Source organism: Nocardia sp. NPDC059691 (genome assembly GCF_042733915.1).
Classification (GTDB): domain Bacteria; phylum Actinomycetota; class Actinomycetes; order Mycobacteriales; family Mycobacteriaceae; genus Nocardia; species Nocardia sichangensis.
The window spans coordinates 332,129-358,896 of the sequence record NZ_JBHWFB010000007.1; the positions used below are offsets into that span (position 1 = coordinate 332,129).

Here is a 26,768-nt window from a genome sequence, read left to right on the forward strand (position 1 = left end):
CCAGGGATCGGGGGCCGCGGGGGCTGGGTGCACGCACCCTGCCCCGGCGGTGTCATGAACGGAACATGTTGCCGGGCAAGGGGTAAGTCCGATTTCAGCGGAGGACGTTCGCCGCCTCGGCGGCGATGGTCGCGGCGACCGCACCGAGGGCGGGGGAGTCCAGACGCCACTGCTGCCAGTACAGCGGGACATCGATGACGACGCCGGGATCGATCGAGACCAAGCGGCCGTCGGCTCGGCCGTCGCGGGTCTGCAGATCGGGGAGCATGCCCCAGCCGAGCCCGAGCCGGACCGCCTCGGCGAATCCGGTGGACGAAGGCACATAGTGGCGTGGCGGATTCAGCGGTTTGCGACCGCGCCTGCGCAGCAGGCGATCCTGCAGGTCGTCTTTGCGGTCGAACAGCACGACCGGAGCCGCGGCGTAGGACTTCGCCGTCGCCCCGTCGGCGAACCAGCTGGCGGCGAATTCCGGACTCGCCATCGGCCGGTAGCGAATCGCTCCGAGTCGATCGACCTTGCAGCCCTGCACCGGCTGGGCGGTCGAGGTGATCGCCGCCATCACGGTGCCGTCGCGCAGCAGACGCGTGGTGTGTTCCTCGTCCTCGCGATGGATCTCGAAGCACACGCCGCGCGGTGCGCGGGCCAGCGCGGGCAGCACCCAGGTCTCCAGGGAATCGGCGTTGACCGCGATGGGCACCCGGATCGGACCGTCGGAGGGTTCGCCGCCGAGTTCGCGTGCGGTATCGCCCGTCAACAACTGGATCTGCCTGGCCAAGCGCAGGACGGCCAGCCCCGATTCGGTGGCGCGCACCGGTTTCGTGCGCTGCACGAGAATCCGGCCCGCGGCGTCCTCCAGCGCCTTGATCCGCTGACTGATCGCCGACGGCGTGACACTCAGCCGTCGGGCCGCGGCGTCGAAAGTCCCCTCGGTGATCACGGCGTCGAGTGCGCGGAGCTGGTCGAGCTGGAGATCCATATTAAGGAAGCGTAATGATAGATAAGAATCTTTAGCTTGTCTGGGTATGATCCGCGGCCTTAGCGTCGCTGGACGTGAGCGTTTCCTCGGCGATGGTGGCGGCCGTGTCCGGTTTGGGCTTCGGCCTGTCGTTGATCGTGGCGATCGGTGCGCAGAATGCGTTCGTGCTGCGGCAAGGGATCAGTGGCAGGCACGTACTCGCGGTGGTGACGGTGTGCGCGGTGTCCGACATCGTGCTGATCGCGGCCGGGGTCGGCGGGTTCGGCGTGGTCGTGCAGTCGGCCCCGGGGGTGCTCGTGGTGGCGCGTTACGCCGGGGCGGCGTTCCTGATCGGCTATGCGCTGCTGGCGGCACGGCGGGCGTTCGGCTCCGCCGCGCTGAGCGCCGAATCCGGGCGGACCACCGCGGCGCTCGGCGCGACGGTGGTCACCTCCCTCGCGCTGACCTGGCTCAACCCGCACGTCTACCTGGACACCGTGGTGCTGCTCGGCTCCCTCGCCAGCAGGTACGCGAGCCCGGATCGCTGGTTCCTCGGCGCGGGGGCGATGCTGGCCAGCGTGCTGTGGTTCACCGCACTGGGCTTCGGCGCGCGCCTGCTCGGCCCGTTGTTCGCCCGTCCGCGCGCGTGGCGCGTGCTGGATTCGGTGATCGCGGCGGTGCTGCTCGTCCTCGGGCTGGGGCTGTTGTGCATCGGGTGAAGGCCGCGCTCACAACTGCTCCTTGATCTTCGCGGCGAACTCGTAGCCGGCCTGCCACTCCGGGCCAGGAAGGGCGAGGACGACGCGCGCCGCGCCCGCCTCAGCGTAGGCGGACAGTTGCTCGGCGGCCTGACCGGGATCGGTGGCCAGCGGGGGCGCGACGACCGTCACAGTGAGCGGCGGACGGCCGTATTCCGCAGCGAGTGCGGACAATTCGGCTACGTGCGCGCCGATCTCGCTCGGCTCGAGTCCGATGGCGACCCAGCCTTCGGCATAGGCGGCGGCGCGCCGCCGCGCCCGTTCGGCGTCGCCCGCGACGAGCACCGGCGGCATGGTCGCACCTGGCGCCAAGGCGACCTCGGTGCCGTCCGGAAGGACGACCGGCCGCCCGGCGACCAGATCGGGCAGCAGACTCAGCGCCTCGTCCGTGCGGCGGCCGCGCTCGGCGAAGGACGCCCCCGCGCCACGCCACCCGACATCCCCGTGCGCCGGGTTGCCGGTGCCGACACCGAGGATCAGCCGGTCACCGGAGACGTACTGCAGCGTGGCGATCTGCTTCGCGGCCCAGGCGACCGGCCGCAAGGCCAGCAGCATCACGCCGTACCCGATGCGGATGCGATCGGTCGCGGCGGCGGCGGTGGCCAGCACCACGGTGCTGTCCAGGATCGGCGCGCTGGCCACGAGATGATCGGTGGACCATACCGAGTCGAGGCCGCTCGCTTCGGCCAGACGAGCGGCGGCTCGCACGTCGCCGAGGATGGGTTTCGCGGGGTCCGGCGTCGAGGTGGGCAGGATGATGCCGATTTCCAAGGTCATGCTTCCGACGCTACGAACACCTCGCGTCCGAGCCAATGTTCCGCTCGCTCGAGTCGATATCCCGGACGCTCACATCGATTCGGCTGCCGCGTAGCGAGTTTCGGCGACCGCCTCCGGTGCGGGCCGCGGGCGGGCACGGATGACGTGGGCCGACCGTATGTCGCGGACCGGCTGATGCGAGTCGGCGAGCAGCGCCCGCGCGACATTCGGGATCGGTCGGACTCGCGGGAGAGCAGCGCATCGACCAGCGGTCGGGACCGTAGCCCGGCCGAACGCGGTGTCGTGGCCGACATCGGCGTGGTCGCGGGCGTAGCGGGCATGACCGCGCTGGATCTGGAGCCGGACACTGGGGGCGAACGGCGGCTCCTTCCTCCGGTCGGAATCGCTGCGGCGGTGATCGTCGGACACGAACGGACATGGGCGGGTGGCGCCCGCGCTCGAGGCTAGGGTGGGCGCATGGTCGAGTCGACGCGAATCGTGCTTGCTTCCCGGCCGGTGGGTGCGCCCACCGCGCAGAATTTCCGGACCGAGACCGCGGAACTCCCCACTCCGGGCGAGGGCGAAGTTCTGCTGCGCACCCTGTACCTGTCGCTCGATCCGTACATGCGGGGCCGGATGAGTTCGGCGAAGTCCTACGCCGACCCGGTCGAGATCGGCGCGGTGATGGTCGGCGCGACCGTGGCCGAAGTGATCGAATCCCGCGACCCGTCGCTGACGAAAGGCGATGTGGTCTTGGCCTATTCGGGGTGGCAGTCCCATGACGTCGTCCCGGCGCGCGGCGTGCGCAAGCTCGACCCCGGCAAGGTTCCGGTCTCGACCGCCCTCGGCGTGCTCGGCATGCCCGGCTTCACCGCCTACGCCGGACTGCGCAAGATCGGCAGACCCCAGCCGGGCGAGACGCTCGTGGTCGCCGCGGCCACCGGACCGGTGGGCTCGGCCGTCGGCCAGATCGCCAAGATCGACGGCGCCCGCACGGTGGGGATCGCGGGCGGCCCGCGCAAGGTCGAATATCTGAACGAACTCGGATTCGATGTCGCACTCGACCACCGCGCTCCCGATTTCGCCGAGCAGCTCGCGGCGGCGGTCCCCGACGGCATCGATGTCTATTTCGAGAACGTCGGCGGCGCGGTGGCGGACGCGGTGTACCCGCTGCTGAACACCTACGCGCGTGTGCCCGTCTGCGGGCTGATCGCAAACTACAACGACACCGGCGCCCCGGAGGGCCCGGACCGGCTGCCCGCCTACTACAGCCGGATCCTGACCAAGAGCCTCACGGTGCGCGGGTTCATCCAAAGCGAATTCGTCCGTGAGTTGTATCCGGAATTCTTGCGCGAGATGGGCGAGTGGGTCGCCGACGGACGCGTGCGGTACCGCGAGGACGTCGTGTCCGGCTTGGCCGCCGCACCCGAGGCGTTCATCGGCATGCTGGAGGGCCGCAACTTCGGCAAGCTGGTGGTGCGGGTCGCCGACTGATCAGCTCGCCACCGCGCCGCCGCCGATCCCGAGGTAGACCACCATCAGCACGAACAGGAACCAGCCCGCGCCCTGCCAGATGGGCCAGGTCCGGCCGCGGCGCCACTGCACGTAGGTTTCGACGAAGGCGCCGATGCCGCCGATCAGCAGCACCACCGACGGGCCGAGCACCACGGCGACCTGCGCGGCGGTATCGCACAGCAGGTTGTCCGCGTCCGCGCACTCGCGCTGCGCGGCCCACAGCACGGCCAGCAGGAAGACCAGCGCGGCGGTGGCGAGCACCGAAGCGACGTAGGTCGCGGCGCGCCGGAACCCGCGCGGATCGCGCCAGCGTTTCTCGACGTCTTCGACCATGTTCACCACCTCGCCGTCCCTGGCCGCCGGTTCCTCCGACGTGATTGCCGAACGGCGGCGGCTCAAACGCCGCTCAGGGTTTGCGTCCGACGCCGGCCAGATACCAGGCGGACCGCGTCGCGGCCGGAGCGGCATCCGTGTCCGGGCGCCACGCGTCCACCGGAACGATTCCCGGCTCGACGAGTTCCGTTCCGGCGAAGAAGGATTCGGTCTCCGCGTGGCTGCGCGGCTGGAACGCGATGCCGGCCTGCTGAGCGGCTGCCGCCGCGCGCGCCATCGGGCGCGGGTCGAAATCGCCGGTGAAGTGGGTGAGCACCAGATAGCTGCCGGACGGGGCCGCGTCCAGCAGCCGGCCGACGACACCGTACGGGTCGTCGCTGTCGCGGAAGAACATCATGACCGCGACCAGCAGGATCGCGATGGGCCGGTCCTGGTCGAAGGTATCGGCCAAGGCGGGTGCGTCCAGGATGGCGCTCGGATCGCGCAGATCCGCGTCCAGGAAGGCGATCCTGCCCTGCGGCGTGCTCGCCATCAGTGCTCTGGCGTGAGCGAGCACGAGCGGATCGTTGTCGACATAGACCACGCGCGCGGCCGGATCGGTGTGTTGGGCCACCTCGTGCGTGTTGCCTGCGGTGGGGAGACCGGTGCCGATGTCGAGGAACTGATCGATGCCCGCCTCGCAGGCCAGATGGCGCACCGCCCGCCCGAGGAACGCGCGATTGGCGCGGGCCATCTCGCGGATACCGGGGATGTGCATGGCGACCGTGTCGCCGAGGGCGCGGTCGGCGGGGTAGTTGTCCTTGCCCCCGAGCCAGTAGTCGTACACCCGCGCCTCATGGGGCAGGCTCGTGTCGAGCTTGGTCGACGATCCGGCGCGCACTCGCGCGTGACCGTCCGGCATGGCGACTCCTTTCCTGGCGACGCAGGACCGGCGCCGCACCCCTGTCGCCTCCAAAGGCGACCTCGCGCTACGAATTACGCGTCAAGAATAGGGTGACGCATCCACAATGAGCGGTAATTCGGCCGATTGGTCCGTTTCCGGAGAGTCAGTCGGCGGCGGCGAATCTGGCCGCGATCTCCTGGGCGGTGACCTTCGCGAGTTCGACGAAGAACGGCACCCGTTCGGGAATCATCAGTGTCGTGGGGCCGCGCAGACCGAGTGCGAACCGGCAGCGGCCCGCCGGATCGAGAATGGGCAGGCCGATGGTGCGGAAGCCCGGATCGAGTTCCTCGTCGTTGTAGGCGTATCCGCGCTCCCGCGTGGTGACCAGCTCGGCGCGCAGTTCACCGGGGCCGGATACCGAGCGCTCGGTGCCCTCGTCGTAGGGGAGCTCGCGTAACTGCTCGTCGGTGGCCTCGGACCAGGCGAGCAGGGCCTTGCCGAGCGCGCTGGCGTGCAGGGGCAGCCGCACGCCCTGCAGTTTGTGCCCGTCGGTCTCCCGCCACCGGCTGGTCCCGAGCAGCACGGCGTGGATGCCGTGGCGGGTGGCGACCGAGCAGCTTGCCCCGGTGGTGCCCGCGAGCTGCTCCAGATACGGTTCGGCGAGGTAGATCCGGTGCTGGCGGTAGGCGATCTGCCCCCACTCGGCCAGCGCGCCGCCCATGCGGTATCGACTGGATTCGGCGTTCTTCTCCAGAAAACCCGCCTGCACCAGCGTGGTCAGCAGCCGGTGCGTGGTGCTGACCGCCAGACCCTGTTGCCGCGCGACCTCCGAGACGCCGCGCTCCCGGCCGTCACGGAAGCAGTCCAGCACGGAGAGGGCGCGGGTGACGGTCTGCACGCCGGAGGGTTCCACGACTGTGACGGTAACACAAGCATGCGGACCAGAGAGTTTGCTCTTTCCGTTATTTGGAAAACTTTGGTGTGAGCAGCGTGGACCGATCGGCGATGGCGCGGTCCGAGAGACATTCGCAGTCGCATTAAGTCCGGGCAGTACAGAGAGCTCGATATGTCAAGCTTTCCGATCTACGGAAAGCATTACCTCGTGACCCCGCGCTGCCGTCCCTACTCTCCGAGAGCATTGATCGACGATTCGGACAAGGAGTCCTCACGATGTGGCGGCAAGCCCTCATGCGCATCGCGCTGGCGATCGTTCCCCTAGTCGCACTCGTCGCCGCGTGTGGTTCGGACACCGACCGCGCCACCGGCGCAGGCGCTTCCTTCGTGCTCAAGGTCGCCGACCCGGGGAACTCCGGGCCGCTGGCGGTCGGCAAGCGCGACGGCACCTTCGACGCCGCGCTGGCACCACTCGGCGCGAAGATCGAGTGGGTCAGCATCACCCCCGGCTTCAGCTCCAACCTGAAGTTGTTCAACACCAAGGAACTCGACGTCTCCGGCGCGGCGTTCAGCCCTGTCGTCGGCGCGCTGTCCAAGGACGTCGGCGTGCGGATCGTCGCGGTACAGGATCCAGCGGGCAAGGATCAGAGCGGCATCATCGTCACTCCGGAATCGGGCGTGCACTCGGTCGCCGAGCTGGTCGGCAGACGCGTGGCGGTGAACCCGGCGGCCAAGGGCGAATACATCCTGCTCAAGGCGCTCGCGCAGGCAGGCGTCCCGGCCGACAAGGTGACCAGGGTTCCGTTGCAGCAGAAGGACGCCGCCTCGGCGTTCGCGACCGGCAAGGTGGACGGCTGGTCGTCGTTCCTGGTGCCCTACCAGGAGGCCAAGGCCAACGGCGGCGTCGAGATCGCCACGGAGAAGAGCATCGGCTCCAACGACAACTCGGTGGTGGTGTTCCGCACCGAGGTGCTCGATCAGCGTCCGGACATCGCGGCGAAATACCTCGAAGTGCTGCAGGACCTCACGGCGAAGCAGCGCGCCAACCCCGCCGAGTTCGAGAACGTCTTCGAGAAGACCGGCCCGCGCGCCCTGTCGGGCCAGCGGCTGTCGGACGCCTACCGGGTGGGGGCGGAGGCCACCGTGCCGCACCTGCCGAACGAGACCGACGCCACCGCGCTGGCCGACGTGGTGAACACCTTCTTCGACAACGGCGTCGTCACCCGCAAGATCACCGCCGCCGATATCTTCTACGACCTGAAGTCGAAGCTGACGCCCGAGCAGCTGGCATCGGTGAAGGCGGGCAGCTGAGATGGCGGTCGTCGTGGCGGCCGGGCTGGGGGCCACCGAGCTCGCCCCGCCCCGCACGCGCGTCGGCAAGCGCAGGCCCGCATGGTTTTCCGTGCCGCTGCGGTTCCTGCTCCCGGCAGTGATCGTGGCAGCTTGGTGGGCGGGTTCCGCGAGCGGAGCGATCTCCGAGCGCGTGCTGGCGGGACCGCCCGCGGTGTGGACGGCGTTCACCGAATTGCTCGGCACCGGCCAGTTGTTCGACTTCGCGGTGGCGTCGTTCACCCGCGCCGCGTTCGGCGTCGGGATCGGCGTGGCCATCGGGCTGGCGCTGGGGTTGGTCTCCGGGTTGTCCGGTCTCGGTGAGGAACTGGTCGATTCGACCATGCAGATCCTGCGCGCGGTGCCGTTCCTTGCGCTGGTGCCGCTGTTCATCGCCTGGTTCGGCATCGACGAGCTGTACAAGGTGCTGCTCATCGCCGTAGCGACGGTCGCGCCGATGTACGCCTACACCTACCTCGGCGTGCGCAACGTCGATCGCAAGATGGTCGAGGCCGCCCGCAGTTTCGGGCTGATCGGGCCGCGGCTGGTGCTGGAGGTCATCCTCCCCTCAGCGCTGCCCGGCGTGCTGATGGCGCTGCGCGTGTGCCTGTCGATCAGCATCACCGGTCTCATCGCGGCCGAGCAGGTCGGCACCAAGGAGGGCGTCGGCTACCTGGTCACCTTGGCCCAGGAGTACAACCGCACCGACTACATGGTGCTGTGCGTGGTGTTGTACGCACTGCTCGGCCTGGTCTTCGACGGGTTGGTGCGGCTGGCGGAGCGCTTCGCTATGCCATGGCGCGGACAGGTGGCGATCCGATGACCACCATTACCGAACCCGGAGCCGAGGTGGTCACCGCACCCGCCGGGGAGGAGCCGGTCGCCGTCTCGATCACCGGCCTGCGCAAGTCGTTCGGCGCCAAGACCGTGCTCGACGGCGTCGACCTCACCATCCGGCGCGGCGAGTTCGTCGTCCTGCTCGGGCCCAGCGGCACCGGCAAGACCACGTTGCTGCGCCTGCTCACCGGACTGGAGGCGCCGGACGCGGGACAGGTGCTCGTCCCGGCGCGGCGCACCACCGTCTACCAGGAGCCGCGGCTGATCCCCTCGAAACGGGTGCTGGCGAACGTGATCGTCGGACAGCGGCGTTCCCGGCACAACCGCGAAGCCGGGTTACGCGCACTGGCCGAGGTCAACCTCGACGGCAAAGCCAGGCAATGGCCCGCCACGCTCTCCGGCGGCGAGGCGCAGCGCGCGGCGCTGGCACGCGCCCTGGTTCGCGAACCGGAACTGCTGCTGCTCGACGAGCCGTTCGCGGCGCTGGACGCGCTGACCCGCCTGCAGATGCAGGATCTGGTGGGCGATCTGGTGGCCCGGCACCGTCCCGCGGTGCTCATGGTGACCCACGACGTCGACGAGGCGATCCGCCTGGCCGACCGGGTACTGATCCTGGACAAAGGGCGCTTCGCCGTGGACGTCGACATCGACGTGGCCCGTCCGCGCGACCGCGCCGACCCCGAAACCCTGCATTTCCGATCACTTTTCCTCAGCCGGCTCGGCGTGGGTAGCACCACGTCCGCTCCAAGGAGTGCCTCATGACCGACACCCTCTGGTACACCCGCTGCCCGGTGCCCACCGCGAGCGGGCTCGCGCACAGCCTCGGCTGGCTCGGCGACGCCGCCACCCGGGCCGGGCTCGAGTTCGGCGTCCTGCAGGACGCCGGGCCGGAATTGGCCGGCCACCATTTCCTGCACGACCTGTCCGGGCTGATCCGCGAGGGCGGCAACGTTCCGGCCCTGGCGGCGCGCGCCCAGGGCTCGCCGACCCGGTTGATCGGACTGACCTGGATCGACGAGGCGCAAGCCATTCTGGTCGGTCCGGAATCCACCGTCGCGGGCCCCGCCGAGCTGGCCGGTCTGCGCATCGGCGTCCCGGCGTGGGCGCGGGACCAGCCGCGCAGCTTCCCCCGCGCGATGGCCTTGCACGGTTTCGCGAACGCGCTGCGTCTCGGTGGACATACCCTCGCCGACGTCCGCGTGACCGAGATCGGCGTCGAGCGGAACCCGCAGGTGCGCACGGAGGTCCAGGCGAATCGCCGCGTGGTCACCTGGGGCGTCGAGGAGTTGCTGCGCGGCGAGGTGGACGCCATCTATGTCAAGGGGGCCCGGGCGCAAGAGGTCGCCAGGGAGCACGGCCTGCGCGTCGCGGTGGACCTGGACGCCACCGAGGCCAAACGCTTCCGGGTCAACAACGGCACGCCACGCCCGATCACCGTGCACGAGGAGCTACTCCAGGCGCGTCCGGAGGTGGTCGTCGAGTTCCTCGCGCAGAGCCTGCGCGCGGCGGACTGGGCCGCGGGCGATCTGAGTGGAGTGCGGGACGTGCTCCAGCGGGAAACACTGTCCGGTCCGGAGGGGGTCGTCGCGGCGTACGGCGAGAACTTCCACCGGGATCTGCACCCCTCGTTGTCGGACGAGCGGATCGAGCTGATCGGCGTGCAGAAGCAATTCCTCTACACGCATGGATTCCTCGCCGCCGACTTCGACCTGGATTCCTGGGTCGCGCCCGAGCCGCTGGCCCGGGCCAGGGAGATCGTCGAGTCCGGGAAGGTCCCCGCATGACGGAGTTCCTGTGGCGCTTGCCTTCCCGTGGAGACGGCCGCCACGCCCGCCCAGATCGACGCAACCGCGGCGGTTTCGGCGGGCCCGCGCCGGTGACGCCGGTGACCGACCTGCGGCCGGGGCGGTTCGGTCCGTTCGACGACCTCGCCCAGATCGTCGACGCCGCCGAATTGGCCGGGCTGGACGGCGTGCTCGCGCCCTACGATCCGCACGGCGAGGAATCGTGGATCGTGGCGGGCGGCGCCCTGCGCGGCACGCGGTACTCGCGCGTCGTCGTCGAATTCCAGCCCGCTTTCGGCACTCCGGTCTATGCCGCGAAGATGTCGGCCACCCTGCAACGCATTTCGGGTGGTCGGCTGGCCTGGCAGCTGGCCATGGACACCGATCCCGACGACGCGCGAGCACGCGGTGATCGCGTCACCGGTGACGACCGCTACGCCAGGGCCGCGGAGTTCCTGACCGTCGCCCGTGGCGTATGGAACGACGCTCCGGTGCCGTCGGCGGGGTTCGCCGGTACCGGATTCCACTACGAAGGCACGTACTACGACGTGATCGACGGCGGTTTCCGCGGCATCCTCTCCGGGCTGCCGTTCCCGACCGTCTACTTGTCCGGTGATTCCGCGGCGGCGCTCGAACTGTCGGCCCAGCACGGGGACGTGCACGTCTTCACCGAGACCGCGGCGGGCGTGGATACCGCGATCGCCGCCCTGCGCGAACGCGCGACGGCGGCGGGACGCGCGGTGCGCGCCGGACTGGAGCTGCCGGTCGTCGCGCGGGAAACCGAGGACGAGGCGTGGGCCCGCGTCGAACGTCAGTGGCGCGAGGTGCGCCCGGACGGCACCGGCGCGCGGCAACACGATCTGGGCGACGGCCGCTGGGCGGGGTTCGCCGAACTCGGATACGCCGCGAACATCGGCCTCGTGGGCAGCTATGAGCAGGTAGCGCACCGTCTTTCGTCCTATGTGACGGCGGGCGTCGACAGCGTGGTGCTCTCGGGACACCCGCATATCGAGGAACTGCACCGCGTGGGCGAACACCTGTTGTTCCTCGCCGACCCGGCCGGCCGCACGCTGACCGCGCAGGAGGCAACCGCATGACCATCGACATCTACTGGCGCATCGGCATGGAAGGCGACCACGCGTCGCTGCGTACGCCGCGCCGCTACAACCGCGGCCACGCCAACGGTTACGGGCCGGGCAATATCGCACCGGCCATCCGCGACGGCGCGCTCGACGGCTACGGCTACATCGACCACATGGCCGCGGTCGCGAAGGCTTCCGAATCGGCCGGATTCCTCGGCGGCCTGCTGCCGTCGTTCCCCGTGACCGACGACCCGTGGGCGGTCGCGGCGGCCCTGGCCAGAGAGACCACCACCTACCGGTTCATGGTCGCCTTCCAGCCCGGCTTCCTGCATCCGGTGCAGGCCGCGCGGATGTCGGCGAGCCTGCAGCGCGCGACCGGCGGCCGGTTGGTCTACAACATCATCAGCGGCGGCGGTGGTCCCGCCCAGCTGTGGTGGGGCGACAAGGTCGCCCACGACGACCGCTACGCCCGCACCAGCGAATTCCTCGACGTGCTGCGCGGCGTCTGGGACGGCGAGCCCTACGACTACGACGGCCGGTTCTTCCGCACCGAGGGTGCGGCGCTCGCGCCGGGCATCGCCGGTCAGCCTTTCCCCGAGGTGTACTTCTCGGGATCGTCCGCCGCCGCGGTGCACGCCGCGGGCAGACACGCCGACTACTACCTGTCCTGGCTGGAGCCGTTCGCCGATCTGCGCGCCAAGTTCGACGGCGTGCGCGCGAACGCCGAAACCATCGGTCGTACGCCGAAATTCGCCGTCCGCATCGACGTCCTGGCCCGGCACACCGAGGAAGCGGCCTGGGCGGAGATCGAGAAGGGCTGGGCTTTCGTCGACCGTGGCGCGGCCGAGCGCGCCGCCAAGGGCGATTCGGTCGGGGCCGCCCGCATCCAGGGCTGGGTGCCCGAGACCATCACCGGCTACCGGGACCTCGAGGTCCAACCCAACGTCTGGTGCGGATTCAGCCTGATCCGGGGCGGTCCCGCGTTCGGCCTGGTCGGCAGCTACGAACAGGTGGCGCAGCGGCTCGACGAGCTGATCGATCTCGGCGTCGACGCGTTCATCCTCGCGGGCAACCCGCATCTCGAGGAGGCCTACCGCGTCGGCGAAGAGGTGCTCCCGCTGCTCGGCCGATCCCGGCTCACCGCGTCCGCCGCCGCGGCATCCCTTTCCCCCGCTCGATAGATTCAGGAGAGACCATGACCACCACCGAGACCCGGTTGCCGGAGTCCGTCACCGCTTTCGTCGCCGCCGCTGTTCGCGACGCCGAGAAGGCATTCCGGGTGTTCCGGGAGACCGGCACCGTCGCGGGCAACGGCACCGTCAATTTCGTGGAGCGAGTGCCCGGCGAGGAGATCGCCGTCGCCCTGAACGAACCGGGCCCGTGGGCCGATGACCGCACCGTCGCGCCGGTGGTCGCCACCTTCGACGGCGAGGTGCTGTCCGGCACCGGCTCCGCGGGATTCGTCACCGGGTACGCGAAGGTGTTCCGCGCGCATCCGGAGATCACCTCCGTGGTGCACATCCACACACCGTGGCTCGGTGGATGGGCGCAGACCCATCGCACGCTGCCGATCCGCTACGCGGCCGCGCAGCGGCTCACCCTGTCCCGGGCCGTTCCGCCGCACATCGATCGCGGCATCGGCGCGGGCGATTTCATCCTGTCCAAGCTGGTCGACGACCCGGATCTGGTCGCGATCTTCGAGGCCAACGGCGGCGCGAACGTCATCGGACGCTCGGGACTGCTGGAGCTGGCGAAGTTCGTGGTGCTGCTGGAGGAGGGCGCGCAATATCAGGCGATCGCCGAAACTCTCGGCGGCTCGGTCGAATTCGACCCGTCCAATCTCGCGGTGCAGTGGGGCCGCACCGGTCTCGCCGACGAGGCGCGCCGCCGCGGCCTGATCTGACCGGCCCCGCACATCGAGATCGAGGAGCGATCATGACCATTCGTGTCGGCTACTTCCCGCACAACAACTCCCTGTTCGTCCTGCGCCACCGTGGCGTCCTGGAAAACCTGCTGCCCGACGTGGAATGGGTCGACCTCCGCGAGCTGCCGCGCCCGGCTCCGGTCGACCCCGCGCGCGGACTGCCGTCGCTGCATTCGGATCATCTGTTCGACGGCGGCTACGACTTCATCGGCACCGGCTTCACGCCGCCGGTGACCGCGCTCGCCAACGGCCGAGACATCGTCTACGTCGGTATCTCCGGGCCCCGGGTGGAGAACGGCCGCCTGGTCGCCAAGGCCGATTCCGGCATCGAGACGGTGCTGGATCTGAAGGGCAAGCGGGTCGGCATCGCGCACGGTTCCTGGCAGACCACGCTCGCGCTGTTCGCGCTGGACCAGGCGGGTCTGGCCTGGAAGGACATCGAGCCGGTGGACGTCGACGTGCACGACGGCGGCGCGGCTCTGCTGCGCGGCGACCTCGACGCGTGGGTCGGCGCGTATCCGGGTCTGGCCGCGGTCGAGGCGGCCGCCGACCTGCGCACTCTCGTGGACACCGAATCGCTGTTCAGCCACCCCTCGCTGTGGTTCACCCGCCGGGACTTCGCCGAAGGCAACCGCGAGGCGCTGACGGCGATCATCACGGCTCTGCAACAGTCGGACGCGTGGATCAAGGAGAACCCGCGCGCGGCCGCCCAGTACTTCGTGGATGACGTGGTGGCTCGCGGCGGGACGGCGAGCCTGGACGCGTGGGAAGCCGCGCTGCGCGGCAGGCCCTTCGGTGTCGAACCCGTTTCCGAGGACTTCCTGGACGAACAGCAGCACGCGGCCGATCTGCTGTCCGCCAACGGCCTGCTGCCGCGGACGGTGCGGGTCCGCGACGCGGTCGTGCCGTGGATCGGCGACACGGTGCGCGCGGAATCCGGCGTAACGGCGTAAATCGGAGGAAACGGGCGGGCCGGGGTGTCGCAGCGATCCCCGGCCCATTCGGCTGTCCGGGAAGGTCAGCGCGGCGAGATATCCGGACGGCCGCCGTGCCTTTCGGTGGAGCGCAGCTCGAACCAATAGGCTGCGACGACGGTGGCGTAACCGGCCACAACGGCCGTCGCCGTGACGATCAATAGTGTGATGAGCAGTGGAATCAAGAAAGCGGTGTGCATTGTGCCCTCCCCGCGGTCACGGTGATCTCAGCGGAAGGTTCGGCGCCGCACTGCACCGATGTCATATCAGCTTCTGCACCTAATGAAATCCTAGAGGTCGCAGCTTTGTCCGGCACGGGGAAGGGCTGTGAGTTGAATCATGCGCAGGACGGTGTGTCGCGCGGAACACCCCTTCGCAATGCGGTCTAATCGATCTTGTCACGCATTTTCCGGCAATCATCTGGCAAACGGGATACGATCACGACGCGGAACCGCCGGAACGGCGGCCGTGGGCCTCGCAGTGCCCGTGGCGCGCCGAACGTCTCGGTAGCGCAGCTCTTTCTCTCGAATTGTCTCCGGCATCACCTCGGCATGCGAAAAGGAGCACGAACGTGAGCATGATTCTCGCCGCGCTGCACGACACAGTGATCGCGCAGCAATTCGATAATCCGACCGCCGAAGAGCCGCCGCTGGCGGACAAACTGATGCAGATGGGCCGCTACTTCACCTGGTTGGTGCAGCTGTCCGGCATCACGGCGATCACTTACGGCGGGGGCAGGTTCGCGTGGGAGAAATGGAACGGCGGCACCCTGCAGTCGCCGAAGATGGTCGCCAGCGCGATGGCCGGTGGCGCGGTGGCCACGAGCGCGGGCACGATCATGAACTCGATCGTCGGCTGACCCCAACCGCGCGGGCCGCGAGGTCGCGCGCCTCGAGTGGAGTCGACCGCGTTCCCGCGGCGTGGCGCTCGGTGAAGGCGTGCTCGCCGAGCGCCACGGTGGCGCGGTTCGCCGGACCGTCGATGTCGGGGCGTTCGGCCGGAAGTAGCGCGATGCCGTTGGCCTCGCGCACCGCCGCCGCCGAGCCGAGCAGCTGTGCCGCGATCTCCGGCAGGCCCAGCTCGGTGAGCGCCGAGGCGAGCGCGGCCAGGGCGAAGGCGGTGTCGCGTGGTGCGCCGATGCGTTGCGCGCCGTCGAACGCGGTCAGATAGAGGTCGAACGCGGCGCTCGGTTCGCCGCGCTGTTCCAGGATGTAGCCCAGCTCGACCTGCAGCATCGGCAGGAACAGCGGCGTCTCCTCACCCGCGGCCAGCGGGAGGGCGAGTAGTTCGCGCAGAATTCGCTCGGCGGCATCGGTTCGGCCGTCGCGGCGCGCGGTGAAAGCGAGCACGAGCGCGGCGAACAACCGGCCCGGCTCGTACCCGTGTTCGGCCGCGATGCGCTGTGCCTGTTCGCCGAGCGCCCGCGCCCGGCCGAAATCGGTGTGCTGCATGGCGATCCAGCCCAGCCAGCACAGATGGGTGCACGCCTGCCCCCACAGCTCCAGCTCCTGCGCCAAGCCGAGTGCTTCGGCGTGGATATCGGCGGCGGAGGTCAGATCGCCGGTGAGTTCGGCCAGGCCGCCGAGCCATTCGGCGGCCTGGAGCCTGCCCCAGCGGTCGTCGAGTTCGGCGAACAGCCGGGCGGCCGTGCGGGCGTGCCGCTCCAGCGCCGGGAGATCGACCCGATTGTGGGCTGCCTTGGCCAGCGCGACGTGCGCGGCGGCCACACCCCAGCGGTCGCCGAGATCGGTGCAGACCGGAAGGGCTTTGCGCAGCAGCGCTTCCAACTCCTGCACGTCACCGGAGTCCAGTGCGGAGAAGCCGAGGAAGAGTTCCGCGCGCGCTCGCCCGGCCGGATCGTCGACCATGTCGTACAGATCGAACACGGCGGCGCGCTTGGCCGAACCGTCCTCGAAATCGCCTTGCTGGAACGCGAATCCGACGCTCCACGCCAGCGCTCGCGCCCGGTGCCGTGGTGAGCCGCCGAGCGCCAGCGCGGCGTCCAGCCAGCGCCGCGCCTCGGTCGGCCTGCCACGCAGCTGCCAGTACCAGGCGAGCGCGTTCACCAACCGCAGGGCCTGATCTGCGTCGCCCGCGCGAACGAAACCGTCCAGCGCCGCGCGAAGATCGGCCGATTCGTCGTCCAGCCGACGCAACCAGCGACGCTGGTCGGCGCCGTACAGCTCGGGCTCGGCGCGCTCGGCCAGACCCAGATGGTACCGATGGTGGGCGAGGTGCACCGCGTCGAACTCGCCCGCATCGGCCAGCCGGTCGAGGCTGAACGCGGCCACCGATTCCAGCAAGCGGTAGCGCTGTCCCGCCGGGTGCACCAACGACCGGTCGACCAGTCTGCCGATCACGTCGGCGACGAGCGACGCGTCCACCGCGGGCTCGGCGCCCGCCGAGCACACCGCCTCCGCGGCCGCCAGGGTGCAGCCGCCCGTGTGCACCGCGAGCCTGCGCAACACCGCCTGCTCGGTCGCGTCCAGCAGTCCCCAGCTCCAGTCGATCATCGCCGCCAGCGTCTGCTGCCGCGGCGGCACGCCGCGATGCCCGGTGGCCAGCAGCTTGAAGCGGTCGTCGAGCCGGGCGACGATCTCGTGCACGCCCAGCGCGCGTACTCGGGTGGCGGCGAGTTCCAACGCCAGCGGTATGCCGTCGAGCCTGCGGCACAGCGTCGCGACCGACGTGGCGGTGTCGGCGTCGAGCGCGAAATCACGGTCGCCCGCGCGCGCTCGGGATACGAACAGTCGCACCGCTCCCGCTCGGGCGATCTCGTCGAACGCCGCGTCCCGCGCGGGCACATCGAGGGGTTGCAGCGCGACGACGTCCTCACCGGGCAGCCGCAGCGGTTCCCGGCTGGTGGCCAGGATGCGCAGCCGGGGAGCCGCGCCGAGCAGCGTCTCGGCCAGATCGGCGGCGCGATCCACCACGTGCTCGCAGTTGTCCAGGACGAGCAGCAGTTCCTGTTCGGCCAGCGCCTCGCACAACGACGCGGTGATGTCGGCGCCGTCGGTGGCGCGGATGCCGAGCACACCGGCCACGGCGTCGGCGAGGAACGTGGCGGCATCGGTCGCTGTCGGTTGCAGCGCGGCCAGTTCCACCAGCCAGGTGCCGTTGGCGAATCGCTGGGGCAGCACCGCCGCGGCGGCGAGCGACAAGCGCGTCTTGCCCACGCCGCCGGGCCCGGTGAGCGTGACCAGCCTGGCGTTCTCGACGGCGTCGCACAACTGCGCGAGGTCGCTGTCGCGGCCGATCAGCTCGGTGCGCTGCGCCGGAATGTTCGAGCTGCGCCGACGGGCGACCACGCTCTCCGGCGGCGCGGCCTGCGGCAGATCCTGGGCCAGGAGCGCGCGCTGCAGCGCGACCAGCTCCGGGCTCGGGTCGATGCCGAGCTCGTCGGCGAGGTGCCTGCGCAGATCCTCGTAACCGTCGAGCGCCTCGGCCTGCCTTCCCGCGCCGTACAACGCGCGCAGGTGGGCCGCGCGCAGCCGCTCGCGCAGCGGATGCGCCGTCACGACTTCGCCGAGCTCTCCGGCCACTTCGCGGTACTCGCCCAGCGTCAGCCGCGCCTCCGCCAGTTCCTCCACCGCCACCAAGCGCTGCTCTTCGAGTTGCGCGATGGCGGGCTGGGCGAATGCCGCGTCCCGGAAATCGGCGAACGCGGGCCCGCGCCAGAGAGCGACCGCCGCGGCGAGCGCCCGGGCCCGCTCGGCGGTGTCGGTCGTCGCTCGCGCGGACGCCACCAGTGCGCGGAACTCCTGCGCGTCGGTGTCGGAGGCGGCCAGCCGATACCCGGGCGGCGGGGACACCACGAGGTCCCGGCCGCCGGGTTCGGCGTCTTCCAACGCCCTGCGCAGTTGCGAGGCCTTCGCCGCCAGCGTGCCCGCCGGATTGCCGGGCGGGTCGTCGCTCCAGATGTCGTCGATCAGCCGGTCGCCCGATACCGGTTGGCCGGGCGTGACCAGCAGGTCGGCCAGCAGTGCCCGCACCTTGGCCCCCGGAATCGGCACTACGGCGCCCGCATCCGTCCAGACCGTCAACGGACCCAGTACCCCGAAACGCATTGGGGCAGCCTATGCGAGCGGCGGCGGAAGGCGACCGCAAACAAATCGGAAGGTGGCGCGCCCACGATGAGAACGCCGAAGGCCGAACTCGTGGAAGGAAAGCACGACATGCCACTCATCACGACTATCGCACGTCGAATCAGCGGTGGTGAGAGTCCTATCGAGGAGGCGTCTGCCTGTCTGAACAGACCGCGCGGGGACCGCAGGGCGCACCCGGTACCCGGACAGCGACGGGTACCGGGCGACGCCGATCGACACACGAGGCCGGGAGCCGATGCGCCACCGGTGCGGGACGTGCGATGAGGGGACCCCGCCGGGTACGGGTGGCGCTGATCGTGGGCAGCACCCGCACAGGTCGCTTCGGCCCCACGGTGGCGGAGTGGTTCGCCGGGCGGCTGGGCCGCCGCCGCGATATCGACGTGGACCGGATCGATCTCGCGGAGACCGGGTTGCCCGATCGATTACCCGATCCCGACGAGCCGCTACCGCCCGCCGTCCGCGCGCTCGGCGAACGGCTGGCCGCCGCGGACGCGTTCGTCCTGGTCACTCCGGAGTACAACCGGAGCTTTCCGGCCGCGGTGAAGAATGCCGTCGACTGGTTCGACGCGGAGTGGGCCGGCAAACCGGTAACGGTGGTGGGATACGGCGGCGACGTCGACGGCGGTCACGCCGCCGCCCAGTTGCGTCCCGTCTTCGGCGAACTGAACGCGGTCCCCATCCGCCGCACGGTCACCGTGACCAAGGTCTGGCAGCGCTTCGCGAGCGACGGCAGCTGGCCGCGCCGCGACGCGGAACTCGACGAGGCCGTCGACGCCACGCTGGACCAGCTCATGTGGTGGGCCCGCGCCTTGCGCCAGGCGCGGGCCGAAACGCCGTTCGTGCGGTAGAAAGCAACCTCGAACACCGGTTCGCCCGAAACGACGGACCGACCGTAAACAAACCGTAAGGCGCGGCCAGCAGAGTCGTTGTCGACAGCGGCACCGGGCCGCACCCGGCGACCGCCGCACCCGATGAAAGGAAAAACATGGGAACCATCGCAGTCCACGAGTTCATCGCCCTCGACGGCGTGTACGAGGATCCGTCCTGGACCTTCGAGTACGGGTTCGACCCGAAGATGGGGGAGACTCTCGCGGCGATCACCTCGGCGTCCAAGGCGATTCTGTTGGGCCGCACCACTTTCGAGATGTTCGCACCGGCCTGGTCGACCCGCACCGTCGAGGACGACCCGGGGGCGCCGTTCTTCAACGACACGACGAAATACGTCGTCGGTGCGAGCGAGCCGCAGGTGGAGTGGGCCAACAGCACCCGCGTCGGCGCCTACGACCCGGAGGTCATCCGCAAGCTGAAGGACGAGATCGACGGCGTCATCTACATCAGCGGCAGCGGCACACTGGTGCGGGCGTTGCTCGCCGACGGCTTGATCGATGATCTGCACCTGTTCGTCTACCCGATCGCACTCGGGAAGGGCAAGCGCTTGTGGAGCGACGGCGTCGACGCGACCAAGCTCGCGCTCAAAGAGCACGAGGTCTACGCCAATGGCGTCGTCCACCTGTCCTACGGTCCGGCCGAGGGCTGATCGCGCGCGGACGGGCGGCCCGTTCGGGCCGCCCGGGCGATCCGGCTCGCCGCCGGTATGGGTATCAACGCCCTCCGGTGCAGTAGCCCTCGGGGGTGTACTGGCACGGGCGCTCGTTGCGCCCTTGGTATCCGCCGTGGTTGCTGCTCCGGGCGCGCTCTCCCACTCCGGAACCGCGCTTGTCGGCGGGGTTGTGGGAGTACCGGTCGGCTGTGGTGGTCACCGTGGTTTCGGGCGAAGCGACTGCCGCCGCCATGACGACCGCTCCGCCGATCAGCGCCGAGGCCACCACTCGACGCACTGTCACGCGCTTGCTGGTGTTGTGCATTAGTTCATCCCGTCGATTAACGTGCCGTCATATAACGATACATTCATCGGTGATCCGCCGGATACCGGGTTCTCAATGGTGGGGAGCTATGTGTCGCGAAACGGGCTGTGAACTGCGGATTTGATCAAGTTGTCTCGGCGGCCGAGGAATCTCTACCCTGATCAACGTGCCGTTGTACAGGTCATTCAACGGTGGATCCGATGCTGTCCGCACGAACCGTGGAAGGCGGGCGTCACGCCCTCGCCCCGAAGGAATCGGCGACGGGCGGCGCCATGCCGGATCACTCGCCCGGCGGCCGTGGCGTGCCCGTCTCGGGCGCTCGGCGCTTGTGCTTCCAGCGGTCCGGGTCGGCTTCCAGGGCGGCGCGGTCCCAGTGGCCCAGATCGGCGGCGGCCTCGTAGGTCGTCTCGAGGAATTCGAGCAGCGCGCGTTCCGGGGTGGGGGCGGTGCGAACGGCCTCGTACGGCAGGAGGAACTGGCCGTTCTCCCGGCTGTAGAAGGCTTCTCGCGGGCCGACCGGGTGTTCGGCGAATCCCGCGGGCTCCGGGTACGCGTAGGCGTAGAAGGCGCCCTCCGACCCGCCGCCGGGCCAGAAGCCGCAACTGCTCAATTCGTGCGAGTAACCCTCGATCATGACCCAGTCGCCACAGTTCGGCGCGCCACCCGGGTGTCGCGGAGCCGCCCGCCCTGAGAACCGGGTGCACGCCAAGTCCATCGCGCCCCAGAAGAAGTGCGCCGGACTCACTTTCCCGATGAAGCGCGCGCGGAACTCGTGCATGACCCGGTCGGCGGCCAGCAGCTGCCGCCAGAACAAGGTGGCGGCCGCGGCGTCGTAGGAGCGATGTTCGTAGTCGTCGGCGAACGGGATGGCGAGTTCGACCTCGTTGGGCTTGGCCTCGATTCGCACCGGAATCCCGAGTTCCTCTAGCGCCGCGACGGTTTCGGCGTAGAAAGCCGCTACCGGTTTGGGTTCCAGCGCGACCTGCCTGCTACGGCCGTCGCTGGACCGGATGTGCAGTCGATGATCGAGGAAATCGAATTCGATGTCGAAGCATCCCGCCGGGTGCGGAATGGCGGAGGTGGTCAGCCCTCTCGGGCTGACGTAGAAGGTGACCTGCCACCAATGGTTGACCAGCGGGGTGTGCGAGAGCCTGATCTTGCCGATGATCTGCGTCCACATGTGCAGCGTCTCCCGCGTGGGAGTCCAGTCATCGACGCGCAACACCGGCCACGGCTCGGGCGCGGTTTCTGAGCCTGTCACTGCCGCACCTCCGTCGTCTCGGGATTCTCGGTGCCAGTGCCGCACGCGGACGCCTGCGAAGGCGCACCGCAGCGCCCACCGTACCCGGTGCGCCTACGTCGTGAAGCAGAACATGCCAAGCGGTTGGCAACTGTTTGGCAACATCGCGGGCTGTGGCGGCAGCTCGGGCCGATCGGCTCGGCGGGACCAGAAGGAACGGCTCGCGGCGGGGCGAAGCGTCAAGATCGCCGGGGCCACCTGTCGTGCGGCGATGGCATGCCCGCCAACGGCAGCGCTGCGCTCCGATCGGTCGCCCGGGCCTTCCGGCGGGGACTCGGATCCCACACCATCGCCGCGGCCGCACCGCCGAGCAGAACCACGACGATGGCAACGATCACCACCCACAGCAGTACCACCGCTATTTCTCCAGTCATCCCCGTCCGCTCCATATGGCGCGTTATCCCCAGGCGGACAATTACTTTCGTGATTGCGAGCATTCTTCACACGTCGCGTGCGCCTGCGCGAATCGACGCGCGGATTTCGTGGTGTGCCAGCACCCGGGCACACGGAATTTGGGATACGTCTGGTAACGCATAATGGCGCGACCGGACGCGCCCTGCCGCACCGCTCACCGCGGCGCGGCCCGGCCTCGAAACCGTCTCAGCAGAACCAGGATCCGTTCCTCAGAGTTCGAGTAGGTCGGCGGTTTCCTCGCCGAGGACGGGGCCGAGGGTCATGCCGCGACCGCCGGGTCCGGTGATCACCCAGACATGGCGTTCGGCTCGTACGCGGGTGACCGCGGCGCCGGGATCGTCGCTCTGGCTGTACACGCCTGCCCAGCGACGCACCACTGGTGGCAGTCTGCGGCCCAGCAACTCCTCGGTCACCGACGTCAGGTGCTCGTAAGGAGCGTCGTCCAGGTCGAATGCGAACGGCTCGGCGTACTCGTGGGTGTCGCCGATGGTCAATCCGCCGTCCAGGCGCTGGACGCACAGCAGTTGCATCGCATGCTCCGCGGCGGTCGCGGTCTGCGATTGCTCCCGGTTCAGCGCGTCGACCTCGGGACCGGCGAAGCCGGGGTAGTAGCGGAAAGTGTCGCCGTCGGCGACGGCCGTGGGAAGCGGCTCACCCAGCGGAGCGGTTTGCATCATCTGTAGCCGGACCCGCCGCACGGGCAGCGCTCCGGTCAGTTCCCTGGCCAGGCCCGTGTGCGCGGCGCCGGGGCAGACGAGCGCGAGGTCGGCATCGAAGAAACGATTACGGTCGTCGCGCACCCGCACGCCGGAACCGGTGTCGGCGACTTCCCTGGCTTCCGTGCCGCAATGAAAGGTGTAGCGCCCGCTCGCGGCGAGATAGGCGCGCAACGCGGGCAGCGCCTGGCGCGACTCTACGGCCGCGTCGGTCGAACAATGCAGTCCGGCAAGGAATTTGCCCCGCAGAGCGGGATTGACGGCGCGGACGCGGTCGGGGTCGAGCAAGGCGAAGCCACGTGCCTCGGCTCCGGGGCCGGCCGCCGCGGCCTCGGCGACGGCCAATTCCTCCGGGGTGCGCACCAAGGTGAGCGAGCCCGAGGGCCGGAAACCGACGCCGGGCACCTTCCCGCCGATCTCCTCCCACAGCCTCCGCGCACGCAGGGCGAGATCCAGTTCCGCGGCCGACCGGCCCGACACCCAGACCAGGCCGAAGTTGCGCACGGTCGCACCGCGCGCTTCGAGTTCCCGTTCCAGCTGCACGACCTCGTGCCCGCGGCGGATCGCGGCCATGGCGTGTGCGGTGCCGAGGATGCCGCCTCCGATGATCGCCAATCGCATGGACCGAGGATGGCAAATGGACTGGACCGCTCGGTGTGGTCCGCGCGAACGCGAGGTTAACCACCGCGAGCCCGTCGAGCGCGTCCGGTCGCTCGCCCGTGGCGACTGGATCGCCTTCGAGGCCCGCCTCGTCAACTGATCGGCATGCGTACGATCCTGGTCGTAATCGTCTGTGTCGTGGCTACTTTCGTTTCGGCGTTCGGCGGTCCGCCTGCGCCGGGTCCGGTGTGCGGGTGGATGCGGGTAGCTCTCTGCCGATCTGGTCGCGTCGCCGTTTCGTGAATACCCAACGGAGTTCGTGGTTCTGGAACAAATCCGGCAGCATCTCGGCAGCAGGGGGCCGCGCGCAGCTGGGTAGCCTGCTCGGCGGACTGGTGGAGCGCCGCTCCGAGGGGACGCGGCTGTGGACCACGAGCGCGATCAGCCGTCGCGGTCGCCGCCGCGCGAGCGGCGGATCGTTCGCGGGCGGAGTTCAGCTCGCCTCGAAAGCGGTGGCGACCATGGAGCGCACCTGCTCCATGGTGGCCGCGCCGGATTCCCTGGCCACGGAGGACATATGGACGTCGGGGAGCCCGCACGCGACGGCCCAGTGCCATGGCTCGAGGTCGCCGTTCACATTGAGGGCGAAGCCGTGACTGGTGATCCCTCGGCTCTGGCGCATGCCGATGGAGACGATCTTGCGGCCGGTGTGCCGGGTCCACACGCCGGTGAGCAGTTCGGAGCCGGGCGGAGTGTCGCGGCGTTCGGCGGGCACGCCCAACCGGCCGAGTGCCTCGATCAGGCGGAACTCGACCTCGCGGATGTAGTCCACGACCCCTTCGCCGGAATCGAGCCGGACGACGAGATAGCCGACCAGCTGGCCGGGACCGTGATAGGTGAGCTGGCCCCCGCGGGTGGTCCGCACGACCGGGATGTCGTGTGCCGGGTCCGGCAGGTGCTCCTGCGGCGTCTTCCGCCCGATGGTGTAGACCGGCGGATGGCTCAGCAGCCACAGGGTGTCCGGCCGCGCGCCGCTGTGGCGTTCTTCGACCAGCTCTCCCATGCGTTCCATGGCCTTGTCGTAGTCGACGAGGTCGTCCTGGATCAAAGTCAACGGCCGGGCTCGCATGCTCCGACGATATCGCTCCCCGCCGCACCGGGAATTCGACCCCATCGCCTGTGCGATCGTCCGCACCGAGCATCACTCCGGCATGGAGTTCTCGTTCGGCCGTCGAAGCACCGTCGGCAACCCGAACGGCCGGAACAATTCGTCGCCGAGGAAGACGGTGATGCGTTCTATGGCGGTATCCGTGGTGCCGAGAACGTGGATGGAGTGCGCGCGGTGGGTCCCGTCCGCGTCGCGCAGGTAATAGGCGACGGCGGGCTGGGTGTTGGCGGCTGTCGGCACGGCGCGCCAGGTGTCGCCGTCCCGGGCCGCCTTGGCCGCGAAGAAACCCACTACGTGGGCGCGGCCCGCGAACCACAACAGGGCGGGCGGCATTTCGAGCACCACGTCGTCGCGCAGCAGCTTGCTCAACTCGTCCATATCGCCGTTGCCGAAAGCGGTGACGTAGCGGTCGATCATCGCGCGCTCACCGGGGCTCAACGACTCGGACGTCCGATCGATCATGGGGGTGGCCTTCTCGAGCTGGGCGCGGGCGCGTTGCAGCGCGCTGTTGACCGCGGCGGGGGAGGTGCCGAGCAGGTCGGCGACCTCTGCGGCGGACCAGGCGAGCACGTCGCGCAGGATGAGCACCGCGCGCTGGCGGGCGGGCAGATATTGCAGCGCGGCGATGAAGGCCAGGCGGATGCCGCTGCGCGCGGCCACCACGGTCGCCGGATCATCGGCCGAGCCGCCGAGCAGCGCGTCGGGAATCGGTTCCAGCCAGGACACTTCGGGATGCCGGGCCGGCCGGGTCCGGAGAGTGGCGGCCGGCCCGTTCAGATCGGTGGGCAAGGCCCGCCTGCCACGCTGTTCGAGCGCGGTCAGGCAGGCATTGGTGGCGATCCGGTACAGCCAGGTGCGCAGCGAAGCCCGCTGCTCGTCGAACCGGTCGGCGGCACGCCAGGCCCGCACCAAGGTCTCCTGCACCAGGTCCTCGGCATCGTGGACGGACCCGAGCATGCGGTAGCAGTGCGCGAGCAACTCCGGCCGGTAGGCCATCGTCTCGGCCGTGAAGTCGGCGCCGATCGTCATGGCCGCAACCTACCGAGCCGCGACCGGCTGCGCGTCGGAGCGTGCCGCGACGGGCGCGCCCGCGGGTAGCAGCAGCCCGAGCGCGGCGCCGATCAGCGCCAGCAGCGCCGCCGTGCCGATCGCCGCGGCGAATCCGGCACTGAACGCAGCGGCGGATCCGAGTCCACCGAATTTCGCGAAAACCGCTGCGGGCAAGGCGATCCCGAACGTGCTGCCGAGCTGGCGCAAGGTGTTGAACGTGCCCGACGCCGCACCGACCGCCGCCAAGGGCACCGAACGCAGCACGGCGCTCTGTGCGGCGGGAATGGCCATCGAGACGCCGACACCGCAGAGCACGAACGGCGCGACCATGGCCGGGTAGGACAACTGCGGCCCGGCCGTCAGCGCGAGCCAGCCGTAGCCCGCGGCCTGCATCAGCAGTCCCACGACCACCAGCGGCCGTTCCCCGAAGCGGTTGACCTGCTTGCCCGCCACGGGAGCGACGAGGAACAAGGTGATCGTCCAGGGCGCCAGCCGCACTCCCGCGCCGAGCGGGCCGTGGTGCTGGACCGTCTGCAGGAACTGTGCGAAGAAGAACGCCCCGCTGAAGATCGATCCGAACAGCAGGAAGCCCACCGCGTTGCCGACCGAGAAGCCGCGCGCGGCGAACAGCCGCATCGGGATCAACGGGGCCGCGGTGCGCAGCTCCCAGCGTACGAACGCGACCAGCGCGATCGCCGCGAGCAGGAACGCGGCGACGACTTCGCCGCTGCCCCAGCCCGCTTCGTCGCCGCGCAGCAGGCCCCACACCGAGCCAAGCGCGGCGGCGCAGGCCAGCCCGATGCCCAGGTGATCGAGTCCGCGTGCCTCGCCACGGCTCTCCGGCAGCCGGGCCAGCATCAGCGGCACGAGCAAGGCGGCGATCGGCAGGTTCAGCCAGAAGATCCACTGCCAGGTCGAGCCCTCCACCACCGCGCCACCGAGGAGCGGGCCGCCGAGCGTGGCCAGGCCGGTCACCGCCGCGAAAAGCCCGAGCGCGCGGGTGCGCTGCGCGGGCGGGAAGGCGGCCGACAGCAGCGCCATACCGACCGGCATGACGGCCGCCGAGCCGGCACCTTGCACCGCCCGGGCGGCGACCAGCCAGCCCAGGTTCGGCGCCGAGGCGCACGCGGCCGAGGCCGCCGAGAACAGCAGCACCCCCGCGACCAGTACGCGGCGCCGTCCATATCGCTCGCCGAGCGCCGCGCCCGCCATCAGCAGCACCGCGAAGCTCAAGGTGTAGGCGTTGACGGTCCACTCCAGTTCGGCCAGCGAGGCGCGCAGGTCGAGCTGGATCGCATGCAAGGCGGTGGTGACGACCAGCGCGTCCAGCATGATCATCAACGCGGCCACCGATGTCAGCGCGAGTACCCAGCGCTGTCCCGTGGTCGTTCTCATGGGCGAAAGTCCTCCTCCGATGGGTTCGCCGGTACATACCGGCGCCGCCGCCCCGATTCATCGCAGGTTCGGAGAAAACTTTGTTTCGTGCCGATCGCGGACGTACGAGCGGCCGGCAGGAGCCCCGCTT

Annotated in this window: 28 protein-coding genes; 14 read left to right on the plus strand and 14 right to left on the minus strand. The window is 69.7% G+C overall.

What is annotated here, in order from left to right:
* Positions 1–94: 94 nt before the first annotated feature.
* On the minus strand, positions 95–976 hold the full coding sequence (locus ACFV2O_RS18310) for a LysR family transcriptional regulator ArgP (RefSeq protein WP_355080505.1): 882 nt from the start codon (positions 974–976) through the stop codon (positions 95–97).
* A gap of 92 nt (positions 977–1,068) precedes the next feature.
* Between ACFV2O_RS18310 and ACFV2O_RS18315 the strand changes: the two genes are divergently transcribed.
* Positions 1,069–1,674, plus strand: a complete 606-nt coding sequence (locus tag ACFV2O_RS18315) for a LysE/ArgO family amino acid transporter (protein ID WP_379252858.1) — start codon at positions 1,069–1,071, stop codon at positions 1,672–1,674.
* Between the two features lie 9 nt (positions 1,675–1,683).
* On the opposite strand, the gene ACFV2O_RS18320 is transcribed toward ACFV2O_RS18315, so the two are convergent.
* Positions 1,684–2,490 (minus strand): LLM class flavin-dependent oxidoreductase, encoded by an 807-nt coding sequence (locus ACFV2O_RS18320; RefSeq protein WP_379252814.1) that lies wholly within the window; start codon positions 2,488–2,490, stop codon positions 1,684–1,686.
* Positions 2,491–2,946: 456 nt separating this feature from the next.
* On the opposite strand from ACFV2O_RS18320, the gene ACFV2O_RS18325 reads away from it, so the two are divergent.
* Positions 2,947–3,963, plus strand: coding sequence for an NADP-dependent oxidoreductase (locus tag ACFV2O_RS18325; protein ID WP_379252815.1), 1,017 nt, complete (start codon positions 2,947–2,949; stop codon positions 3,961–3,963).
* Here the strand turns inward: ACFV2O_RS18325 and ACFV2O_RS18330 are convergent, their stop codons facing one another.
* From ACFV2O_RS18330 to ACFV2O_RS18340, 3 genes are all read right to left on the minus strand, one after another.
* A complete protein-coding gene (locus ACFV2O_RS18330; RefSeq protein WP_355080497.1) occupies positions 3,964–4,317 on the minus strand; it encodes a hypothetical protein in 354 nt (117 codons plus the stop codon).
* A 73-nt stretch (positions 4,318–4,390) separates the two neighbouring features.
* Positions 4,391–5,218 carry an SAM-dependent methyltransferase gene (locus tag ACFV2O_RS18335; RefSeq protein ID WP_379252816.1) on the minus strand — a complete coding sequence of 276 codons (828 nt, stop codon included), beginning with the start codon at positions 5,216–5,218 and terminating at the stop codon, positions 4,391–4,393.
* A 145-nt stretch (positions 5,219–5,363) separates the two neighbouring features.
* Positions 5,364–6,113: an IclR family transcriptional regulator gene (locus ACFV2O_RS18340; RefSeq protein ID WP_355080493.1), complete on the minus strand. Its 750-nt coding sequence runs from the start codon at positions 6,111–6,113 to the stop codon at positions 5,364–5,366.
* 257 nt (positions 6,114–6,370) lie between these two features.
* On the opposite strand from ACFV2O_RS18340, the gene ACFV2O_RS18345 reads away from it, so the two are divergent.
* Genes ACFV2O_RS18345 through ACFV2O_RS18380 form a run of 8 tightly spaced genes read left to right on the plus strand, consistent with a single transcriptional unit; the run spans position 6,371 to position 14,003 of the window.
* Positions 6,371–7,405 (plus strand): NrtA/SsuA/CpmA family ABC transporter substrate-binding protein, encoded by a 1,035-nt coding sequence (locus tag ACFV2O_RS18345; protein ID WP_379252817.1) that lies wholly within the window; start codon positions 6,371–6,373, stop codon positions 7,403–7,405.
* Between the two features lies 1 nt (position 7,406).
* Positions 7,407–8,246, plus strand: a complete 840-nt coding sequence (locus tag ACFV2O_RS18350; RefSeq protein WP_379252818.1) for an ABC transporter permease — start codon at positions 7,407–7,409, stop codon at positions 8,244–8,246.
* The gene (locus ACFV2O_RS18355) at positions 8,243–9,022 is read left to right on the plus strand and encodes an ATP-binding cassette domain-containing protein (protein WP_356965291.1); all 780 of its coding nucleotides are present in this window, start codon (positions 8,243–8,245) and stop codon (positions 9,020–9,022) included. The genes ACFV2O_RS18350 and ACFV2O_RS18355 overlap by 4 nt, the downstream gene beginning before the upstream one ends.
* The gene (locus ACFV2O_RS18360) at positions 9,019–10,044 is read left to right on the plus strand and encodes an ABC transporter substrate-binding protein (protein WP_379252819.1); all 1,026 of its coding nucleotides are present in this window, start codon (positions 9,019–9,021) and stop codon (positions 10,042–10,044) included. The genes ACFV2O_RS18355 and ACFV2O_RS18360 overlap by 4 nt, the downstream gene beginning before the upstream one ends.
* Entirely contained in the window at positions 10,041–11,141 is a 1,101-nt protein-coding gene (locus ACFV2O_RS18365; protein WP_379252820.1) for an LLM class flavin-dependent oxidoreductase, read from the plus strand. The genes ACFV2O_RS18360 and ACFV2O_RS18365 overlap by 4 nt, the downstream gene beginning before the upstream one ends.
* A complete protein-coding gene (locus tag ACFV2O_RS18370) occupies positions 11,138–12,307 on the plus strand; it encodes an LLM class flavin-dependent oxidoreductase (protein ID WP_379252821.1) in 1,170 nt (389 codons plus the stop codon). Before ACFV2O_RS18365 ends, ACFV2O_RS18370 begins: the two co-directional genes overlap by 4 nt.
* A 14-nt stretch (positions 12,308–12,321) precedes the next feature.
* A complete protein-coding gene (locus ACFV2O_RS18375; RefSeq protein WP_379252822.1) occupies positions 12,322–13,029 on the plus strand; it encodes a class II aldolase/adducin family protein in 708 nt (235 codons plus the stop codon).
* Positions 13,030–13,061: 32 nt separating this feature from the next.
* Positions 13,062–14,003 carry an ABC transporter substrate-binding protein gene (locus ACFV2O_RS18380; protein WP_379252823.1) on the plus strand — a complete coding sequence of 314 codons (942 nt, stop codon included), beginning with the start codon at positions 13,062–13,064 and terminating at the stop codon, positions 14,001–14,003.
* 65 nt (positions 14,004–14,068) lie between these two features.
* Here the strand turns inward: ACFV2O_RS18380 and ACFV2O_RS18385 are convergent, their stop codons facing one another.
* Complete coding sequence (locus ACFV2O_RS18385) at positions 14,069–14,224, minus strand: hypothetical protein (protein WP_355080477.1); 156 nt, start codon at positions 14,222–14,224, stop codon at positions 14,069–14,071.
* A gap of 377 nt (positions 14,225–14,601) precedes the next feature.
* Here ACFV2O_RS18385 and ACFV2O_RS18390 point away from each other — a divergent pair, with 377 nt between their 5' ends.
* A complete protein-coding gene (locus tag ACFV2O_RS18390; protein WP_355080518.1) occupies positions 14,602–14,883 on the plus strand; it encodes a hypothetical protein in 282 nt (93 codons plus the stop codon).
* Here ACFV2O_RS18390 and ACFV2O_RS18395 read toward each other — a convergent pair.
* Complete coding sequence (locus ACFV2O_RS18395) at positions 14,861–18,091, minus strand: BTAD domain-containing putative transcriptional regulator (protein WP_379252824.1); 3,231 nt, start codon at positions 18,089–18,091, stop codon at positions 14,861–14,863. The two genes, ACFV2O_RS18390 and ACFV2O_RS18395, sit on opposite strands and share 23 nt — an antisense overlap.
* A gap of 299 nt (positions 18,092–18,390) precedes the next feature.
* Here ACFV2O_RS18395 and ACFV2O_RS18400 point away from each other — a divergent pair, with 299 nt between their 5' ends.
* Both ACFV2O_RS18400 and ACFV2O_RS18405 read left to right on the plus strand, forming a co-directional pair.
* Complete coding sequence (locus ACFV2O_RS18400) at positions 18,391–18,978, plus strand: NADPH-dependent FMN reductase (RefSeq protein ID WP_379252825.1); 588 nt, start codon at positions 18,391–18,393, stop codon at positions 18,976–18,978.
* A gap of 137 nt (positions 18,979–19,115) precedes the next feature.
* The gene (locus tag ACFV2O_RS18405; RefSeq protein ID WP_355080473.1) at positions 19,116–19,667 is read left to right on the plus strand and encodes a dihydrofolate reductase family protein; all 552 of its coding nucleotides are present in this window, start codon (positions 19,116–19,118) and stop codon (positions 19,665–19,667) included.
* 64 nt (positions 19,668–19,731) lie between these two features.
* Here ACFV2O_RS18405 and ACFV2O_RS18410 read toward each other — a convergent pair whose 3' ends face one another.
* From ACFV2O_RS18410 to ACFV2O_RS18425, 4 genes are all read right to left on the minus strand, one after another.
* Positions 19,732–19,974 (minus strand): hypothetical protein, encoded by a 243-nt coding sequence (locus ACFV2O_RS18410; protein ID WP_356965283.1) that lies wholly within the window; start codon positions 19,972–19,974, stop codon positions 19,732–19,734.
* Positions 19,975–20,275: 301 nt separating this feature from the next.
* Positions 20,276–21,256, minus strand: coding sequence for a DUF5996 family protein (locus tag ACFV2O_RS18415; RefSeq protein WP_379252826.1), 981 nt, complete (start codon positions 21,254–21,256; stop codon positions 20,276–20,278).
* 218 nt (positions 21,257–21,474) lie between these two features.
* A complete protein-coding gene (locus tag ACFV2O_RS18420; RefSeq protein WP_379252827.1) occupies positions 21,475–21,669 on the minus strand; it encodes a hypothetical protein in 195 nt (64 codons plus the stop codon).
* A gap of 249 nt (positions 21,670–21,918) precedes the next feature.
* The gene (locus tag ACFV2O_RS18425) at positions 21,919–23,046 is read right to left on the minus strand and encodes a TIGR03364 family FAD-dependent oxidoreductase (protein ID WP_379252828.1); all 1,128 of its coding nucleotides are present in this window, start codon (positions 23,044–23,046) and stop codon (positions 21,919–21,921) included.
* A 16-nt stretch (positions 23,047–23,062) separates the two neighbouring features.
* Here ACFV2O_RS18425 and ACFV2O_RS18430 point away from each other — a divergent pair, with 16 nt between their 5' ends.
* Positions 23,063–23,185, plus strand: coding sequence for a hypothetical protein (locus ACFV2O_RS18430; protein WP_379252829.1), 123 nt, complete (start codon positions 23,063–23,065; stop codon positions 23,183–23,185).
* Between the two features lie 333 nt (positions 23,186–23,518).
* Here ACFV2O_RS18430 and lipB read toward each other — a convergent pair whose 3' ends face one another.
* From lipB to ACFV2O_RS18445, 3 genes are all read right to left on the minus strand, one after another.
* A complete protein-coding gene (gene lipB, locus ACFV2O_RS18435) occupies positions 23,519–24,154 on the minus strand; it encodes a lipoyl(octanoyl) transferase LipB (protein ID WP_379252830.1) in 636 nt (211 codons plus the stop codon).
* 72 nt (positions 24,155–24,226) lie between these two features.
* Positions 24,227–25,222: a sigma-70 family RNA polymerase sigma factor gene (locus ACFV2O_RS18440; RefSeq protein ID WP_379252831.1), complete on the minus strand. Its 996-nt coding sequence runs from the start codon at positions 25,220–25,222 to the stop codon at positions 24,227–24,229.
* A 9-nt stretch (positions 25,223–25,231) separates the two neighbouring features.
* Positions 25,232–26,638, minus strand: coding sequence for an MFS transporter (locus ACFV2O_RS18445; protein ID WP_379252832.1), 1,407 nt, complete (start codon positions 26,636–26,638; stop codon positions 25,232–25,234).
* Positions 26,639–26,768 lie beyond the last annotated feature (130 nt).

Coding starts and splice junctions, on each gene's coding strand:
- ACFV2O_RS18310 (WP_355080505.1), bottom strand. CDS start 976: ATGGATCTCCAGCTCGACCAGCTCCGCGCACTCGACGCCGTGATCACC.
- ACFV2O_RS18315 (WP_379252858.1), top strand. CDS start 1,069: ATGGTGGCGGCCGTGTCCGGTTTGGGCTTCGGCCTGTCGTTGATCGTG.
- ACFV2O_RS18320 (WP_379252814.1), bottom strand. CDS start 2,490: ATGACCTTGGAAATCGGCATCATCCTGCCCACCTCGACGCCGGACCCC.
- ACFV2O_RS18325 (WP_379252815.1), top strand. CDS start 2,947: ATGGTCGAGTCGACGCGAATCGTGCTTGCTTCCCGGCCGGTGGGTGCG.
- ACFV2O_RS18330 (WP_355080497.1), bottom strand. CDS start 4,317: ATGGTCGAAGACGTCGAGAAACGCTGGCGCGATCCGCGCGGGTTCCGG.
- ACFV2O_RS18335 (WP_379252816.1), bottom strand. CDS start 5,218: ATGCCGGACGGTCACGCGCGAGTGCGCGCCGGATCGTCGACCAAGCTC.
- ACFV2O_RS18345 (WP_379252817.1), top strand. CDS start 6,371: ATGTGGCGGCAAGCCCTCATGCGCATCGCGCTGGCGATCGTTCCCCTA.
- ACFV2O_RS18350 (WP_379252818.1), top strand. CDS start 7,407: ATGGCGGTCGTCGTGGCGGCCGGGCTGGGGGCCACCGAGCTCGCCCCG.
- ACFV2O_RS18355 (WP_356965291.1), top strand. CDS start 8,243: ATGACCACCATTACCGAACCCGGAGCCGAGGTGGTCACCGCACCCGCC.
- ACFV2O_RS18360 (WP_379252819.1), top strand. CDS start 9,019: ATGACCGACACCCTCTGGTACACCCGCTGCCCGGTGCCCACCGCGAGC.
- ACFV2O_RS18365 (WP_379252820.1), top strand. CDS start 10,041: ATGACGGAGTTCCTGTGGCGCTTGCCTTCCCGTGGAGACGGCCGCCAC.
- ACFV2O_RS18370 (WP_379252821.1), top strand. CDS start 11,138: ATGACCATCGACATCTACTGGCGCATCGGCATGGAAGGCGACCACGCG.
- ACFV2O_RS18375 (WP_379252822.1), top strand. CDS start 12,322: ATGACCACCACCGAGACCCGGTTGCCGGAGTCCGTCACCGCTTTCGTC.
- ACFV2O_RS18380 (WP_379252823.1), top strand. CDS start 13,062: ATGACCATTCGTGTCGGCTACTTCCCGCACAACAACTCCCTGTTCGTC.
- ACFV2O_RS18385 (WP_355080477.1), bottom strand. CDS start 14,224: ATGCACACCGCTTTCTTGATTCCACTGCTCATCACACTATTGATCGTC.
- ACFV2O_RS18390 (WP_355080518.1), top strand. CDS start 14,602: ATGATTCTCGCCGCGCTGCACGACACAGTGATCGCGCAGCAATTCGAT.
- ACFV2O_RS18395 (WP_379252824.1), bottom strand. CDS start 18,091: ATGCGTTTCGGGGTACTGGGTCCGTTGACGGTCTGGACGGATGCGGGC.
- ACFV2O_RS18400 (WP_379252825.1), top strand. CDS start 18,391: ATGAGGGGACCCCGCCGGGTACGGGTGGCGCTGATCGTGGGCAGCACC.
- ACFV2O_RS18405 (WP_355080473.1), top strand. CDS start 19,116: ATGGGAACCATCGCAGTCCACGAGTTCATCGCCCTCGACGGCGTGTAC.
- ACFV2O_RS18420 (WP_379252827.1), bottom strand. CDS start 21,669: ATGACTGGAGAAATAGCGGTGGTACTGCTGTGGGTGGTGATCGTTGCC.
- ACFV2O_RS18425 (WP_379252828.1), bottom strand. CDS start 23,046: ATGCGATTGGCGATCATCGGAGGCGGCATCCTCGGCACCGCACACGCC.
- ACFV2O_RS18430 (WP_379252829.1), top strand. CDS start 23,063: ATGGACTGGACCGCTCGGTGTGGTCCGCGCGAACGCGAGGTTAACCAC.
- lipB (WP_379252830.1), bottom strand. CDS start 24,154: ATGCGAGCCCGGCCGTTGACTTTGATCCAGGACGACCTCGTCGACTAC.
- ACFV2O_RS18440 (WP_379252831.1), bottom strand. CDS start 25,222: ATGACGATCGGCGCCGACTTCACGGCCGAGACGATGGCCTACCGGCCG.
- ACFV2O_RS18445 (WP_379252832.1), bottom strand. CDS start 26,638: ATGAGAACGACCACGGGACAGCGCTGGGTACTCGCGCTGACATCGGTG.